Origin of the sequence: Nonomuraea sp. B5E05, from assembly GCF_039880665.1 — a bacterium.
In the GTDB taxonomy this organism is placed as follows: domain Bacteria; phylum Actinomycetota; class Actinomycetes; order Streptosporangiales; family Streptosporangiaceae; genus Nonomuraea.
In genome coordinates, this window is the sequence record NZ_JBDPMJ010000002.1 from 286,790 (window position 1) to 302,389 (window position 15,600).

The 15,600-nt window shown below is 71.7% G+C and carries 14 protein-coding genes and 2 pseudogenes; 8 read left to right on the top strand and 8 right to left on the bottom strand.

The window, feature by feature from the left end:
• The first annotated feature begins 297 nt into the window (after positions 1–297).
• Positions 298–1,779, top strand: coding sequence for an FAD-dependent tricarballylate dehydrogenase TcuA (gene tcuA, locus ABGB01_RS04725; RefSeq protein ID WP_347770660.1), 1,482 nt, complete (start codon positions 298–300; stop codon positions 1,777–1,779).
• 76 nt (positions 1,780–1,855) lie between these two features.
• Here the strand turns inward: tcuA and ABGB01_RS04730 are convergent, their stop codons facing one another.
• The 4 genes from ABGB01_RS04730 to ABGB01_RS04745 all read right to left on the bottom strand — a co-directional run bounded on the left by ABGB01_RS04730 (position 1,856) and on the right by ABGB01_RS04745 (position 6,051).
• Positions 1,856–2,713 (bottom strand): NAD(+)/NADH kinase, encoded by an 858-nt coding sequence (locus tag ABGB01_RS04730; protein WP_347770662.1) that lies wholly within the window; start codon positions 2,711–2,713, stop codon positions 1,856–1,858.
• Positions 2,714–2,727: 14 nt separating this feature from the next.
• Positions 2,728–4,050: an enolase C-terminal domain-like protein gene (locus ABGB01_RS04735; protein ID WP_347770664.1), complete on the bottom strand. Its 1,323-nt coding sequence runs from the start codon at positions 4,048–4,050 to the stop codon at positions 2,728–2,730.
• Between the two features lie 14 nt (positions 4,051–4,064).
• Positions 4,065–4,979 (bottom strand): 5-dehydro-4-deoxyglucarate dehydratase, encoded by a 915-nt coding sequence (gene kdgD, locus ABGB01_RS04740; protein ID WP_347621375.1) that lies wholly within the window; start codon positions 4,977–4,979, stop codon positions 4,065–4,067.
• Positions 4,980–5,103: 124 nt separating this feature from the next.
• A complete protein-coding gene (locus tag ABGB01_RS04745; RefSeq protein WP_347771240.1) occupies positions 5,104–6,051 on the bottom strand; it encodes a LysR family transcriptional regulator in 948 nt (315 codons plus the stop codon).
• Positions 6,052–6,226: 175 nt separating this feature from the next.
• Between ABGB01_RS04745 and ABGB01_RS04750 the strand changes: the two genes are divergently transcribed.
• The 4 genes and pseudogenes from ABGB01_RS04750 to ABGB01_RS04765 all read left to right on the top strand — a co-directional run bounded on the left by ABGB01_RS04750 (position 6,227) and on the right by ABGB01_RS04765 (position 8,800).
• Complete coding sequence (locus ABGB01_RS04750; RefSeq protein ID WP_347770667.1) at positions 6,227–6,373, top strand: hypothetical protein; 147 nt, start codon at positions 6,227–6,229, stop codon at positions 6,371–6,373.
• An 8-nt stretch (positions 6,374–6,381) separates the two neighbouring features.
• Positions 6,382–6,540 (top strand): annotated as a pseudogene (locus tag ABGB01_RS04755) (tripartite tricarboxylate transporter permease); the annotation flags it as partial.
• 116 nt (positions 6,541–6,656) lie between these two features.
• The gene (locus ABGB01_RS04760) at positions 6,657–7,496 is read left to right on the top strand and encodes a tripartite tricarboxylate transporter permease (RefSeq protein ID WP_347771242.1); all 840 of its coding nucleotides are present in this window, start codon (positions 6,657–6,659) and stop codon (positions 7,494–7,496) included.
• On the top strand, positions 7,493–8,800 hold the full coding sequence (locus ABGB01_RS04765) for an enolase C-terminal domain-like protein (RefSeq protein WP_347770669.1): 1,308 nt from the start codon (positions 7,493–7,495) through the stop codon (positions 8,798–8,800). Before ABGB01_RS04760 ends, ABGB01_RS04765 begins: the two co-directional genes overlap by 4 nt.
• Here the strand turns inward: ABGB01_RS04765 and ABGB01_RS04770 are convergent, their stop codons facing one another.
• Genes ABGB01_RS04770 through ABGB01_RS04780 form a run of 3 tightly spaced genes read right to left on the bottom strand, consistent with a single transcriptional unit; the run spans position 8,801 to position 11,797 of the window.
• The gene (locus tag ABGB01_RS04770) at positions 8,801–9,517 is read right to left on the bottom strand and encodes a FadR/GntR family transcriptional regulator (RefSeq protein ID WP_132597708.1); all 717 of its coding nucleotides are present in this window, start codon (positions 9,515–9,517) and stop codon (positions 8,801–8,803) included. It abuts the gene before it with no gap.
• Between the two features lie 10 nt (positions 9,518–9,527).
• Complete coding sequence (locus tag ABGB01_RS04775) at positions 9,528–10,664, bottom strand: mandelate racemase/muconate lactonizing enzyme family protein (protein WP_347771244.1); 1,137 nt, start codon at positions 10,662–10,664, stop codon at positions 9,528–9,530.
• Positions 10,665–10,669: 5 nt separating this feature from the next.
• A complete protein-coding gene (locus ABGB01_RS04780; protein WP_347771246.1) occupies positions 10,670–11,797 on the bottom strand; it encodes a mandelate racemase/muconate lactonizing enzyme family protein in 1,128 nt (375 codons plus the stop codon).
• A gap of 107 nt (positions 11,798–11,904) precedes the next feature.
• Between ABGB01_RS04780 and ABGB01_RS04785 the strand changes: the two genes are divergently transcribed.
• Together ABGB01_RS04785 and purU are read left to right on the top strand one after the other, a co-directional pair.
• Positions 11,905–12,756, top strand: a complete 852-nt coding sequence (locus ABGB01_RS04785; protein WP_347770671.1) for a DUF72 domain-containing protein — start codon at positions 11,905–11,907, stop codon at positions 12,754–12,756.
• A gap of 225 nt (positions 12,757–12,981) precedes the next feature.
• Positions 12,982–13,116 (top strand): annotated as a pseudogene (gene purU, locus ABGB01_RS04790) (formyltetrahydrofolate deformylase); the annotation flags it as partial.
• On the opposite strand, the gene ABGB01_RS04795 reads toward purU, so the two are convergent.
• Positions 13,106–14,089, bottom strand: a complete 984-nt coding sequence (locus tag ABGB01_RS04795) for an acyl-CoA desaturase (protein ID WP_347770673.1) — start codon at positions 14,087–14,089, stop codon at positions 13,106–13,108. The pseudogene purU and the gene ABGB01_RS04795 overlap by 11 nt on opposite strands.
• 206 nt (positions 14,090–14,295) lie before the next feature.
• Between ABGB01_RS04795 and ABGB01_RS04800 the strand changes: the two genes are divergently transcribed.
• Complete coding sequence (locus ABGB01_RS04800; protein ID WP_347770675.1) at positions 14,296–15,600, top strand: cytochrome P450; 1,305 nt, start codon at positions 14,296–14,298, stop codon at positions 15,598–15,600.

Sequence of the window (15,600 nt, forward strand, 5' to 3'; positions counted from 1 at the left end):
GAATTCACAGCCCACAACAGTTGCCCGCCCGAAATCGAGAAACCTTCGTCGTACTGGCTATATAGGCTTCTGATCGATACGTTCGACACCTTCGCCGCACGGCCGCTAGAGCCGCGATCACCCTCACGCGCCGACCGCTCCGCCAGCTGGCAGCTTTAGTGAGTACGGTTGTGTACACAGGTACACTGAGCGCTCAAAGGCCGGCACGAGTGTTCGCCTCCCCCGCGATGCGCTCCCGGTCGCACCACCGCTCCACCGCCGGCTGACGAACCCGGGCCGACCAGAAAGGCTCCCTCCATGGACAATCAGGCAGATGTCATCGTCGTAGGCACCGGCAACGCCGGGTTCTGTGCCGCGCACGCGGCCGCCCGGCGCGGCGCGCGCGTGCTCATGCTCGAGAAGGGGCCGGCAGGAGCGATCGGTGGCAACACCTACTTCACCGCCGGCGCGATCCGCACGACGTATGAGAGCCTCGACGAGCTGACGCGGCTGGTCGTGAGCGACGAACGCCACTCCCGCACCGACATCGCCCCGTACACGACCGCCGACTTCGGCAGCGACATGGCCCGTGTCACGCTCGGGCGCTGCGATCCCTCCCTGACCCACACGATGGTGCACGACATCGCGGACGCCCTGCGCTGGATGCGCGATCTCGGAATCCGCTTCCGCCTCCAGTACGAGAGGCAGGCGTACGAAGTAGACGGACGCTACCGGTTCTGGGGCGGCCTGCCGCTGGCCGTCGTCGACGGCGGAAAAGGGCTGGTGGCCCAGCATCGGCTCATCGCCGAGCGGGAAGGCGTCACGATCCGCTGCTCGGCCGCCGTGGACCGGTTGCTGCGCGATGCCGGCGGCGGGGTCATCGGCGTGGGGGCCGGCGACGAGGAGTTCCGTGCGAGCGCGGTCGTCCTGGCCGCCGGCGGCTTCCAGGCCAACCGGCTGCTGCGCGCCCAGTACCTCGGCCCGAGCTGGGATCTCGCCAAGGTGCGCGGCACGCCCCACAACACCGGCATCGCCCTGATGGCCGCGCTGGACGCGGGCGCCCAGCCGGCCGGCCACTGGAGCGGCTGCCATGCGGTGGCCTGGGACTCCAACGCTCCCGAGACCGGTGACTTCGAGCTGACCAACCGGCACACCAAGCAGTCGTATCCCCTGAGCATCGTCGTCAACACCGAGGGCAAGCGCTTCCTCGACGAGGGCGCCGACCTGCGCAACTACACCTACGCCAAGTACGGCTCCCAGATCCTGCTCCAGCCGGGCGCCCGCGCCTTCCAGCTCTTCGACGCCAAGACGGCGCCGCTGCTGCGCGAGGCGGAATACCAGGTCCCCGGCGTCACGCGGTTCGAGGCGAACTCGATCGGCGAGCTCGCCGAGCTCGCCGGCATCGACGCCGCGGGGCTGGCAGGCACGGTCGAGGAGTACAACGCAGCGACCCGGCCGGGGCACTTCGACCCCTCCGTCAAGGACGGGCTGAGCACGGCCGGGCTCCACCCCCCGAAGAGCAACTGGGCCCTTCCTCTCGACGAGCCGCCCTACCTGGCCTACGGCGTGACCTGCGGCATCACGTTCACCTTCGGCGGGGTCAAGATCGACGACTCCGGACGCGTACTCGACCAGGAAGGCGAGGCGATCACCGGGTTGTTCGCCGCGGGAGAGATGGTCGGCGGTCTCTTCTACCACAACTACCCGGGCGGCAGCGGCCTGGCGGCAGGCACGGTGTTCGGCCGCAGGGCGGGAACGGAAGCGGCCCGGTCGGCCGCCGCGCCGGCGGCGGCCACCTGACGGTCACCGGTCCCGGCGCTGCCGGCGCACGTTCGCATGCGCCCATGCCGGGACCCATGCCGGGACCCATGCCGGGTCAGTACGCCTCGGCGCTGCCGTTCACGCGCAGCTTGCGCCGGGCCCGGTCGTAGAAGGTGGTGCCCAGCCGCACCACCTGGGCCGCCCCCGGCCAGGCGGCGACCGTGACGCGGTCACCCGGGCACAGGTCCCCGACCACGGCCCCGTCGACCTCGACCGCGAGCCGCCCGCTGGTGGGCAGCACCTGGAGCGTCACCTCCTCGTCGGCGGGCAGCACCAGGGCCCGGTTGAAGGCCGAGTGGGCGGCGGAGGGCACGACGAGCACGGCCTCCACGCGGGGCGACACGATGGGCCCGCCGGCGGAGAAGCTGTAGGCGGTGGAGCCGGTGGAGGTCGCCACGATCACGGCGTCGGCGGCGAAACGCACGAAGTCGCTGCCGGCCGGGCTCACCGCGATGCCGGCCAGCCCCTCTCCGGGGATCCGTACGAGGGCGATGTCGTTGAACGCGGTCACGTCCGCGCCCCCGACCTTGCTCCTGATCGCCATGCGCGGCTCGATCGTGTAGCGGTGGTCGTCGATCGCCGACAGCGTCTCTGCCAGCTCGCTCACGTCGATCTCCGCGAGGAACCCGAGCCGCCCCACGTTGACCCCCAGGATGGGCGTGCGCCGCCCGGCGAGCAGCCGCATCGTGCGCAGCATCGTGCCGTCGCCGCCGAGCCCGACCAGCAGGTCGGACCGCTCGACGAGCGTGTCGGCGTCGACCGGCACGGCGCTGCAGTCGATGCGGCCCACCTCCTCGGGCAGGCCGAGCACGGTGGCGTCGTTGCCGGCCGCCCAGCGCAGGATGGTGTCGATCGCCTTCCTTGAGTCGCGCTGGGGGTGCAGCACCAGCCCGACCGTCGTGACCATGCCCATGGGGCCACCCTAGGTCAGCGGTCGAGGCAGGGGCGTTTCGGGTCGAACACCCAGTCCTTCACGAGATACCGCATGGCCACGGCGTCGTCGCGGGCGCCGAGCCCGTGGCGGAGGTAGAGCTCGTGGGCCTCGTCGAGGGCCGCGCGGTCGAGTTCGACGCCGAGCCCGGGGGCGGTGGGCACGTCGATGGCGCCGTCCACGATCTTCAGCGGCCTGGTGGTGAGGGCCTGGCCGTCCTGCCAGATCCAGTGGGTGTCCAGGGCGGTGATCTCGCCCGGGGCGGCGGCTCCGACGTGCGTGAACATCGCCAGCGAGATGTCGAAGTGGTTGTTGGAGTGCGAGCCCCAGGTCAGGCCGAAGTCGTGGCAGAGCTGGGCGACCCTGACGGAACCGGACATGGTCCAGAAGTGCGGGTCGGCGAGCGGGATGTCGACGGCGTTCGCGCGTACGGCGTGCGCCATCTCCCGCCAGTCGGTGGCGATCATGTTCGTGGCGGTGCGCAGGCCGGTGGCGCGCCGGAACTCCGCCATCGTCTCCCGGCCGGAGAAGCGGCCCTCGGCCCCGCACGGGTCCTCGGCGTAGGCGAGCACGCCGCCGAGCCCCGCGCACAGCCGGACGGCGTCGGCCAGCAGCCAGCCGCCGTTGGGGTCGACGGTGATCCGTGCCCCGGGGAACCTGCCGGCCAGCGCCCTGACCGTCTCGATCTCCTCCGCGCCGGGCAGCACCCCGCCCTTGAGCTTGAAGTCGGCGAACCCGTAGCGCTCCTGGGCGGCCTCGGCCAGCGCGACCACCGCGTCCGGGGTCAGGGCCTCGCGGCGGCGCAGCCGCGACCAGGCGTCGTCGCCGCCGTCATCGACGCGGTAGGGCAGGTCGGTCCTGCCCGGGTCGCCGACGTAGAAGAGGTAACCCAGCATCGGCACCCGGTCGCGCTGCTGCCCGTCGCCGAGCAGCTCCGCCACCGGGACGCCGAGGTGCTGGCCGTGCAGGTCGAGCAGGCTGGACTCCAGCCCGGTGACCGCGTGCACCGTGGTGCGCAGGTCGAAGGTCTGCGCGCCCCGCCCTCCGGCGTCCCGGTCGGCGAACCGGGCGGCCACCGAGCGCAGCAGGCTGCGGTGGCGCGCCACGGGCTCGCCGGCCAGCAGCGCGGCCGCCTCCTCGACGGTGCGGCGGATCGCCTCGCCGCCCGGCACCTCGCCGAGGCCCGTGCGCCCGTCGGAATCGGTCGTGATGACGACGTTGCGGGTGAAGAACGGTCCGTGGGCGCCGCTGAGGTTGAGCAGCATGCTGTCGTACCCGGCCACCGGGACGACCTCGACGCTTCGGATGGTGGGAGACACCGGCGGGAACCCTCTCAGCTGATCTTGTTGACGAGGGCGGTCAGCTCGGCGAGCTCGTCCTCGGTGAGGTTCTGCAACGGCGGCCGCACGGGCCCGCCATGGCGTCCCGCGGCGGTCAGCCCGGCCTTGATGATGGACACGGCGTACCCCTTCTGGCGGTCGCGGATGTCCAGGTAGGGGACCACGAACTCCCTGATGCGGCGGTAGACCGCCTCCCGGTCCTGGGCGCGGACGTCGGCGTAGAAGTCGAGCGCGTACTGCGGGACGAAGTTGAAGATGGCCGAGGAGTACGTGCTCATGCCGAGCTGGAGCAGCGGCAGCGCGAAGGTCTCCGCGGTCGGGAGGCCGCCGATGTAGGCCAGGCGGTCGCCGACGCCGGCGTAGATGCGGGCGAGGTTCTCGATGTTGCCGACGCCGTCCTTGAAGCCGACGAGGGTCTCGTTCCTGTCGGCCAGGATCTCGACGGAACGGTCGGTCAGGACGGCGTTGGCGCGGCTGTAGACGACCACGCCGAGCCCCGTGCTGCGGCAGACCGCGCTGACGTGCTCGATCAGACCCGCCTGACCGGCCTCCGTGAGGTAGGGGGGCATGAGCAGCAGCCCGTCGGCGCCCGCGGCCTCGGCGGCCTGGGCCTGCGCGACGGCGTTGGCGGTGCCGCCGGTGGCGGGGGCCACGACCGGCAGCCTGCCGCCGACCTCGTCGACCGCCGCGCGGACCACCTGGTCGATCTCGGCGGAGGTCAGCGAGAAACCCTCGCCGGTGCCCCCGGCGGTGAACAGGCCTGCCACGGGGAAGCTGCTCAGCCAGGCGAGGTGCTCGCGGTAGCGCGCCTCGTCGAACTGGAGGTCCTCGGTGAAGTGGGTGACGGGGAAGGACAGCAGGCCGCTTTTGAGCTGGGTCGCGAGCTCTTGCGGGGTGAAGCTGGGCATGGCGGTCCTTTGCTTTGCATGCGGCCGTGGGATCCCCCGTGCGCCGCAGGTCAGGTCTGTTGCCGCCAGGCTAGAGAGCAGGGGCGATTCCTGTCCAAGTGCATTTTCGTATCCGGCGATGCCATCAGGGCATCGAAGACCGGTCCGGGAGCGAGGCGCTCAGATCGGGCAGCAGGTCGAGCACGCGCCAGAGCGCGGGGTTGGTCGAGTCGCGGTCCCAGATCACGTGCAGCTCGACCGGCTCGCCCGTGGCGTTCTCGTCGCTCTCCAGCGGATCTCCGCCGCCGCGCGCCAGCTCGCAGAAGGTGACGCCGTCCACGCCGAGCGAGCGCGCGCTGGCGGGCGCCAGCGCGACGCCGCGTCCGGCCGCCACGAGGAGCACCGCGGTGAGGATCTGGTGCACCTGCTGTTCGATCCTGGGGTGGGCGTTGGTGAGGAAGTGCACGGTGAGCTCGTGGAAGTAACGCGACTGCACCGGGTTGTAGCTGATCACCGGCAGGCCGTCGAAGTCGTCGGGGACGAGCGGCCGGCCGAGAGCGGCGAGCGGATGCCCGATGGGCAGCACGGCGCACAGCGGCTCGCGGAAGACGACCCGCGAGTCGAGCGTGGCGATGTCGAACGGCGGGCGTGCGAGCCCCAGATCCAGCTCGCCGCGGAGCAGGCCGTCGACCTGCCCGGCGGTGACCCGTTCGTGCAGGATGACGTCGATCTCGGGCAGCTGCTCGGACAGCCTCCGCAGCAGCGCGCCCAGCATGCTGATCGCCGAGACGGCCGTGAAGCCGAGCCGCACGGTGCCGGCGGCGCCGCTGGCGATCCTGCGCGCGCGGTCACCCGCCGTGTCGACGAGCGTGAGCATGCGACGCGCGTCGTCCAGGAAGGAGCGGCCGGCGTCGGTGAGGACCACGCGCCGGTTGTCGCGTTCCAGCAGGGTCACGCCGACCACCCGCTCCAGCTTCTGGATGTGGCGGCTGAGCGGAGGTTGGGTCATGCGCAGCCGATCAGCGGCCCGGCCGAAGTGGAGCTCCTCGGCGACTGCCACGAATGCCCGGATCTGATCAAGTGTTGGCGTGATGCGGAAAGAGTATCACTTGATACCGAATTGAGCCTGGACAGGCATCGAAGCTGGTCCCTAGTCTCCGGAGACTACAGGGAACGGAATAAAACCCCATCTGACGTCCGTCTGAATCCCCGCTTCCGCTCCCCACGCGCACCCCACGCGGGGCATCGCCCGCACGAAGGAGAAGTCCATGCCGGCATCCCGGACAGCCCCCCGCCGCGTTCTCGCGGGAGTCCTCGGCACCGTCGCCGCCATCGCGCTGACCGCGTGCGGAGGGGTCAAGACGACCTCCACCGGAGGTGACGGCGGCGAATATCCGTGCTCGGCGTCCTGCTGATCTCGTCGGTGGGCAACGGCCACAAGCTCAAGGCCATCATCGCCGCCTGCGCCGGGCTGCTGCTCGCGACCGTGGGCCGCGACACCTTCACAGGCGCGGAGCGCTTCACCTTCGACAGCCTCAACCTGGCCGAGGGCATCGACTTCGTGCCGCTCGCCATGGGCCTGTTCGGGCTCAGCGAGATCCTCTACCACATCGAGGAACGCCACAACCAGGTCCACTCCCCCGCCAAGGTCGCAACGTCTGGCCGTCCCGCAAGGACCTCGGCCAGTCCAAGGGCGCGATCGGGCGGGGCTCGCTCAGCGGCTTCTTCCCCGGAGTCCTGCCCGGCGGCGGCGCGACGTTGTCCTCCCTGGCCGCGTACGCGTTCGAGAAGCGGCGCGCGAAGCGGCCCGAGCGCTTCGGCAGGGGCGCCGTCGAGGGCGTGGCCGCGCCGGAGACCGCCAACAACGCCGCCGCCACCTCGTCGTTCATCCCGCTGCTGACCCTCGGCATCCCGGCCAACGCCACGATGGCCCTCATCTTCGGCGCGCTGCTCATCCAGGGCATCCAGGCGGGCCCGCAACTCCTCGCCCAGCACCCCGACGTCTTCTGGGGCGTCATCAACTCGATGTACATCGGCAACGTCCTGCTGCTCATCATGAGCATCCCCATGGTCGGCGTCTTCGTGCGGATCCTGCGGGTCCGGCCCGCGATCCTGGCGCCGATCACGGTGCTCATCACGCTGCTCGGCGCGTACACGGTGAACAACCAGGTCTACGACATCTTCCTGGTCATCGTCTTCGGCCTGCTCGGCTACCTGATGAAGAAGCTCGGCTTCGAGCCGGGACCGCTCGTGCTGGCGTTCGTGCTCGGTTCGATGATCGAGAACTCCTCGCGGCAGTCGCTGCTCATCTTCGGCGGCGACCCGACCGGCTTCTTCACCCGCCCGATCTCGGGCACGGTGCTCGCGCTGGTCCTGCTGGTCGCCCTCCTGCCCCTGATCCGCCCCCTGATCCGCCCCCTGATCCGCCCCCTGATCCGCCCCCTGATCCGCCCCCTGATCCGCAAGGCCGTGCGCCGCGAACCCGCCGGGGAACCGGCCGGGCGCGCGGACGACTCCGTGGAGGAGAACACGCGATGACCACCAGCGCCGGACACCGGACGCCGGACGGAGACCCTGCCACGGGCGGCCGGGTCAGCCGGGTCTCCGTCACCCCCGTCGCCTTCCGCGACCCGCCGCTGCTCAACGTCGTCGGCGTGCACCAGCCGTTCGTGCTGCGCGCCATCGTCCAGGTGCACACGGACGCCGGGCTGGTCGGGCTCGGGGAGACGTACGCCGACCGGGCCCACCTCCAGCGCCTCGAAGCCGTGGCCGCCGCCCTTCCCGGCCTCGACGCGTTCGACCTCAACGGGCTGCGCCACGCGGTCGTGACGGCGCTGGGTGCGTCCACCGGCGGCGCGGGAGCCAGCTTCGGCGGCATGCTCGACCTGTCGAGCGCGGTCGACACCGTGGCGGCGCCCTTCGAGGTGGCCCTGCTCGACGTGCAGGGCAGGGCACTCGGCCGCCCGGTCAGCGACCTGCTCGGCGGCGCCGTACGCGAGCGCGTGCCGTACTCGGCGTACCTGTTCTACAAGTGGGCCGGCCATCCGGACCGGGACGACGACCCGTGGGGCGAGGGCCGCACGCCCGAGCAGATGGTCGCCCAGGCGCGGCGCATGGTCGACGAGTACGGCTTCGGCGCGATCAAGCTCAAAGGCGGTGTGTACGAGCCCCGCCACGAGATCGAGACCGTCGAGGCGCTGGCCGCGGCGTTCCCCGGGCATGCGCTGCGCATCGACCCCAACGGCGCCTGGACCGTCGAGACCTCGGTCGAGGTCGCGGGCCGACTCTCCGGCGTGCTCGAGTATCTCGAGGACCCCACGCCGGGCATCGACGGCATGGCGGCCGTCGCCCGGCGCAGCGACCTGCCGCTCGCGACCAACATGTGCGTCATCGCCTTCGAGCATCTCCGGCCCGCCGTCGCCGCCGGCGCCGTGCAGGTCGTGTTGTCGGACCATCACCTGTGGGGCGGCCTGCGGCGCTCGGCGCTGCTGGGCGGCATCTGCGAGACGTTCGGCATGGGCCTGTCGATGCACTCCAACTCGCATCTCGGCGTGAGCCTGGCGGCGATGACGCACCTGGCCGCCGCGACCCCCAACCTCACCTACGCCTGCGACACGCACTACCCGTGGAAGGCCGAGGAGGTCATCAGGCCGGGGGTGCTGGAGTTCCGCGACGGGAGCGTGGCCGTGCCGACCGGGCCGGGCCTCGGCGTGGAGCTGGACGAGGACGCGCTCGCGGCCCTGCACGAGCAGTACGTCACGTGCGGGCAGCGCGGCCGCGAGGACACCGCCTACATGCGGACGGTCGTGCCGGACTTCACGCCCAACACGGCCCGCTGGTAGCTAGGGCGCCTGCAGCCGGGCGCGCGAGTTGGACAGGTGCAGCCGCATCGCGGCCCGCGCCGCCGCCGCGTCCTGGTCGGCGACGGCGCGGTAGACGTTCTCGTGTTCGAGCGTCACCCGGGTGAGGTGGGTGGCGTCGGAGACCGTGTAGCCGTGCGCCAGCCGCGTGCGCGGCAACATGATCATCATGGGGCCGAGCGAGGCGAGCAGGTCGGAGTAGAACCGGTTGCCGGAGGCCAGCGCGACCTTGAGGTGGAACCGGAAGTCGGCCTCGACGGCGTGGCCGGGGTGCCGGTCGGAGCTCCCGAGATCGACAAGGGCGCGTTCGATGGCCTTGAGCTGCAGGTCGGTGCGGCGCTCCGCGGCCAGCCCCGCCGACTCGGACTCGACCCCGATGCGGAAGTCGATCATGTCGAGGACATCGCGGTGCGTGCGGACCCGCGAGGCCTCCACGGAGAACGGCGCGGGGGCGGGCAGGTCGAGCACGAACGAGCCGCGGCCCTGGAAGGTCTCGACGAGCCCTGCCGCCTGCAGCCGTGAGATGGCCTCGCGGACCACCGTGCGGCTCACGCCGAACTCCTCGACCAGCGAGGACTCGGTCGGCAACTTCTGGCCGGGGGCGATCTCACCGGCCAGGATGCGGGCCTTCAGCCGTTCGACGAGCTCATGGGCGAGGCCACGCCCGGTGTCGCGATCGAGCTTTCTGTCCGGCGGCACGGGTGACAATCTACCCGCCCGCCGCGCGGAACTCGACGGCGTCGAGGCGCCAGGCCGCGGCCTCGTCCGCGACGCTGAGCCCGAGGCCGGGCCGGTCGGGGACCCGCATGCGGCCGCCCTCGATCGTGAGCCGCTCGTTGAACAGCGGCGACAGCCACTCGATGTGCTCGACCCAGGAGTCGCGCGGATGCGCGGCGGCCAGGTGCACGTGGATCTCCATCACGAAGTGCGGCGCGATCTGGAGGCCGGCGTGGTCGGCCAGCGCGGCGACCTTGAGGTAGGGGGTGATGCCGCCCGCGCGGGGCACGTCGGGCTGGAGGACGTCGCAGGCGCGCAGGTCGATGAGGCGCACCAGGTCGGGGACGCTGGAGAGCATCTCGCCGGTGGCGATGGGGGTGTCGAGGGCCTCGGCGAGCCGGGCGTGGCCTTCGGCGTCGTACGCGTCGAGCGGCTCCTCGATCCAGACCAGCCCCAGCTCCTCCACCGCACGCCCGAACCGCAGCGCCGAGTGGCGATCCCACTGCTGGTTGGCGTCCACCATGAGCGGAACGCCCTCGCCCAGATGCTCACGCACCGCCGCCAGCCTGCGCAGATCCTCCCGCATGTCCGGCTGACCGACCTTGATCTTGATCCCGCCGATGCCGCTCTCGATCGACTCCGAGGCCCGCGCCTTGACCTCCTCGATCGGGGCGTGCAGGAACCCGCCGGAGGTGTTGTACGTCCTGACCGAGTCGCGATAGGAGCCCAGCAGCTTCGCCAGCGGCAACCCCGCCCGCCTGGCCTTCAAATCCCAGAGCGCGATGTCGATCGCGGCCAGGGCCTGAGTGGCCACGCCCGAACGCCCGACGGACGCCCCCGCCCACAACAGCATGTCGTAGATCCTGCCGACGTCGGACGGGTCCTGGCCCAGCAGGCGCTCCCCTATCTCCTTGGCGTGGGCGAACTGGGCGGCGGTGCCGGCGCGGGTGGTGTAGGAGAAGCCCAGCCCTCCCAGGCCGCCGGCCGTGGTGACCTCGCAGGTCAGCACGTCGACCCGGGACAGCGGGCGCTGGCGTCCCGTGGCGACCTTGGCGTCGCTCACGGGGGACGGCAGGGGCACGGCGTAGCGGCGGAACCGTACGGACTCGACGCGGTCGCCCGGCGGCATCACGGTCACGCCCGCCCGAACTCGACGCTGTCGACCACCCAGGCGCGGCACTGCTCGCTCAGCGTGAAACCGAGACCGGGACGGTCGGGGACGATCATGCGGCCGTCACGGGTTTCCAGACGCTCGTCGAACAGGGGGTTGAGCCATTCGAAGTGCTCGACCCACGGCTCGCGCGGGTAGGCGGCGGCCAGGTGGAGGTGGATCTCCATGGCGAAGTGCGGCGCGAGGTGCAGGCCGGCGTGGTCGGCGAGGGTGGCCAGGCGCAGGAAGGGGGTGATGCCGCCGACGCGCGGGGCGTCGGGCTGGATGATGTCGGCGGCGCGGGCCTCGATGAGCCGGACGTGCTCGGCGACGCTGGAGAGCATCTCGCCGGTGGCGATGGGGGTGTCGAGGGCCTCGGCGAGCCGGGCGTGGCCTTCGGCGTCGTACGCGTCGAGCGGCTCCTCGATCCAGACCAGCCCCAGCTCCTCCACCGCACGCCCGAACCGCAGCGCCGAGTGGCGATCCCACTGCTGGTTGGCGTCCACCATGAGCGGAACGCCCTCGCCCAGATGCTCACGCACCGCCGCCAGCCTGCGCAGATCCTCCCGCATGTCCGGCTGACCGACCTTGATCTTGATCCCGCCGATGCCGCTCTCGATCGACTCCGAGGCCCGCGCCTTGACCTCCTCGATCGGGGCGTGCAGGAACCCGCCGGAGGTGTTGTACGTCCTGACCGAGTCGCGATAGGAGCCCAGCAGCTTCGCCAGCGGCAACCCCGCCCGCCTGGCCTTCAAATCCCAGAGCGCGATGTCGATCGCGGCCAGGGCCTGAGTGGCCACGCCCGAACGCCCGACGGACGCCCCCGCCCACAACAGCATGTCGTAGATCCTGCCGACGTCGGACGGGTCCTGGCCCAGCAGGTTCTCCGCGACCTCCTTGGCGTGGGCGTACTGCGCGGGGCCGCCCGCCCGCTTGGAGTAGCTGAAGCCGGTGCCGCTGTGACCCTCCTCCGTCGTGATCTCGGCGAACAGGAAGACGATCTCGGTCATCGGCTTCTGCCGGCCGGTGAGGACCTTGGCGTCGCTGACGGGGACGGCCAGCGGGAGCGTGACGGAGGAGAGCGAGACGTGGCGGATCTGGTCGGCGGCCATGGCGGTCCCAAGGGTCGGCTTGCTGAAGTCGCTCGTCATCATACGAATCTAGAAGTCGTATGACAACATGGCATCGGTGTGCGCCGATCTTCGATAACGTCGCGTTCATGCGGCTTCATGTGGGATGCGCGATGTGGACCCACGCGCGCTGGCAGGGACGGCTCCTGCCCGCCGGGCTTCCTCCGGGTGAGCGCCTGCGCGCCTACGCGACCTGGTGCGACGCGGTGGAGGGCAACACGACCTTCTACGCCACCCCGTCGAGGAGCACGGTGGAGTCGTGGGCCGGGCAGACCGGCCCCGGCTTCCGCTTCGTCGTCAAGCTGCCCAAGGCGATCACCCACGAGCGCCGCCTCACCGGCGCCGAGGAGGATCTGCACACGTTCCTGGAGGCGATGGAGCCGCTGGGCTCGCGGATCCACGCGCTCTGGCTGCAGTTGCCCGGCTCGTTCTCGCCTGCCGACCTCGGCGCCCTCGCCGCCTTCCTGCACCGGCTGCCCCGCTCGCACCGATACGCCGTCGAGGTGCGGCACCGCGCGTTCTTCGAGGACGAGCGGTCGCAACGCCCGCTCGAACGCCTGCTGGCCGGCTTCGACGCCGAATGGGTGCCCTTCGACACCACCGTGCTCTTCCAGAGCCCGCCCACCAGCGACGCCGAGCGCGACGCGTGGACGAAGAAACCGCGCGTGCCGCGCCGCACGCGCGCCCTCACCGCCCACCCGATCGTGCGCTACCTCGGCAGGGACGACGAGGCGCGCACGATCGACGGCTGGGGCCCGTGGGCCGGCACGGTGGCGGGCTGGCTGCGCGAGGGGCGCTCGCCGACCGTGTTCATCCACACGCCGGACAACGCGGACGCCCCGGCGCTCGCCCGCCGCTTCCACGACGACGTACGCGCCCGCGTACCCGAGCTGGAGCCCCTGCCGGAGCCGATGCCCAGCGAGCCGCTGACCCTCTTCTGAACACGTCCCGCCCGTTACGCGGCTCGCCCCGCGTGTCCACGCGCCGGACGGCAACCTGCGGGGGTTCCACCTCTTCACGTTCAACGAGCTCGGGAAGACCGAGTCCTGGCGGCGCGGGACGCTGGCCAGAGCCGGGCAGCCCTTCGGCAGCCTGGAGCTCCCATGACCGCCGCGGCAATGGCCCGGTCCGCCGGGCAGTGCCTCTCGCGTCACCCGTGCCCGACCATGCGGATCCTCTCCCCCGAGCTGTGCAAGCACCTCGAGGGCAGGGCCAGCTTCAAGGGCGCGCGGCCCTACCGGCAGGCGTACGAGCGCGGCGTCAAGCTGGTCGGCGTCACCGCGCACTACGTCACGGCCGAGGAGTGCCGGGCCCGTGCCCACCGGCGGGCGGCCCGGGGGCGGCGCGGCGGGCGGCCAGGCGGTCGGGATCCGGCCAGCGTACGGAGTGCGCCCAGCCCGCGCGCTCGAACCAGCGGATCAGCCGCGCGCTCGGGTCGATCTGGCCCTTCAGCACCCCGTGCCGGGCGCAGGCCGGCTCGACGTGGTGCCAGTTGTGCCAGCCCTCGCCCAGCGTCAGCATCGCCACCCACCACACGTTCGACGAGCGGTCCCTGACAGGGAACGGCCGTTCGCCGAACGTGTGCGCGACGGAGTTCACCGACCACGTGACGTGGTGCACCACCGCGTAGCGGACCAGGCCGCCCCAGAAGAAGGCGGACCAGGCGCCCTCCCACGACATCGACCACAACCCGCCTGCCGCCGCGGGCAGCACGAACGACAGCACCACGACGGCCGGGTAGGCGGCGTCGAACCGCCGGACGTCCGGATCGGCCAGCAGGTCCGGCACCCAGTGGCGCCTGCTGGAGCGCCGGCGCGCGGTGAAGAACCAGCCGACGTGAGCGTGCGCCATGCCGCGCAGCAGGGCCAGGCCGCCGTCGCCGTAGCGCCACGGCGAGTGCGGGTCGCCCTCGCGGTCGGCGTACTTGTGGTGGCGCCGGTGCTCGGCCGCCCACAGGGAGACGGGGCCCTCGACGGCCATGCCGCCGGCGAGCATGAGCGCGACCCGCAGCGGCCTGCGGCACTTGAAGGCGCGATGGGTGAAGAGCCGGTGATAGCCGATGGCGATCCCGAAGATGCTCACGAGGTACATCACGACGGCGATGACCAGGTCGCGCGGGCCGATGCCCCACCCCCACACGGCGGGCACGGCGACGGCGAGGAGCAGCACGGGCAGCACCACGAGGACGACCAGGTAGACCGCTCGGCGGCCGGTGGTGAGCGTCACCGTCTCCGAAGTGCCCGAGCCCGCCCGCGGGGTGGGTAACGCGTTCACAGTGCCTCCGTGATCGGTGCAGACGACAGGGCCTCCCCATTGATGACCGGCCCCCGGGGCTCCGGCAATGGCCTGGAAGTGACGAGCACGTCACCAAGAGGAGTCAAAACACTCCGCACGGTAGCAGCAACATTCTGTCTAGATTGTGGCTACACAACGTGATGATCTCTGTTCGCTCCGGCCTCAGCGGAAGGTGGGCAAACGGCATGGGTGCTGCCGATCAGGCGACCACGAGCGGCCATCTGGAGAGATACGACGAGGCGCTGGCCCGCGACCCGATGGCGGCGCTGGGGCTCGTCCAGCAGTGGATGCGCACCGAGTGGCGCACCCTGTTCGCCGAGCTGCGCGAGCGGCGGCCCGTCTTCGTCACGCCCGCCTTCACGGTCGTGACGCGCTTCGCCGACGTGATCGAGGTGCTCTCCCAGGAGTCGGTCTTCTCGGTCCGCGCCTTCGGGCCGCGCCTGGACGCCGCGCTGGGCGGCCCGTACATGCTGGGCCGGGACGCCACCCCGATGAACTGGCGGGACAAGGGCCTGATGCGGGTCATGCTCGACCCGGGCGACACCGCCCGGGTGCGGGCGCTCGCGGGGCGCCTGGCCGACGAGGCCCTCGACGCCGCGCTGCCGAGCGGCCGCGTCGAAGCGGTCCACGCGCTGTTCCGCCACGTCGCCCTGGGCGTGTGCGCCGAATACTTCGGGCTTCCCGGGCCTGACCCCGGCACCCTGTCGCGCTGGACGCGTTCCATCGTCACCGACGGCTTCGCCAACTACGCGGGCGACCCGGCGATCCAGGAGGAGTCGGTGCGCGCGGGCGCCGAGATGACGGCCTACCTGCGCGACCGGCTCGCCGAACTCCGGGCCGCGCTGCGCGCCGGGCGTGACCTGCCGGACGACGTCTTCACCCGGCTCGCCCGTACGAACCTGCCTCCCGGCCTCGGCCTGGAGGACGACGAGCGCATCGTCATCAACATGGCTGGCCTGCCGCTCGGCTTCGTCGAGAGCGGGCCAGGAGCCATGGCCGAGGCGGTCGAACAACTGCTCCTGCGCCCGCAGGTGCTGGCGAAGGCCGCCGAGGCCGCCGCCGACCCCGCCGGCTTCGACCCGTACGTGTGGGAGGCGCTGCGCTTCAACCCGTTCTTCAAGCTGCTTCCCCGCATGTGCGAGCGCGCCCACGTCCTGGCCGCCGGCACCCCGCGCGGCACGGTGATCCCCGCGGGCACGCTCGTGCTCGCCGCGCCTGCCTCGGCCATGTTCGACGCGGACGTGGTGCCGGAGCCCGGCGAGTTCCGCCTCGACCGGCCGCGCCACCACCATCTGTTCTTCGGCCACGGTCACCACTCCTGCCTGGGCGTGCACCCCGCCGCCGCGGTGGTCTGCGAGGTCGTACGCCGCCTGCTGCTGCGCCCCGGCCTGCGCCCTGTCCCGCCGCCGGAAGGGACCCTCGTCCGATCGGGCGGCATCTTCCCCGACCGGTTCGTTCTCGCGTTCGGCCCCGCGGGCCAGGAAGGGTGA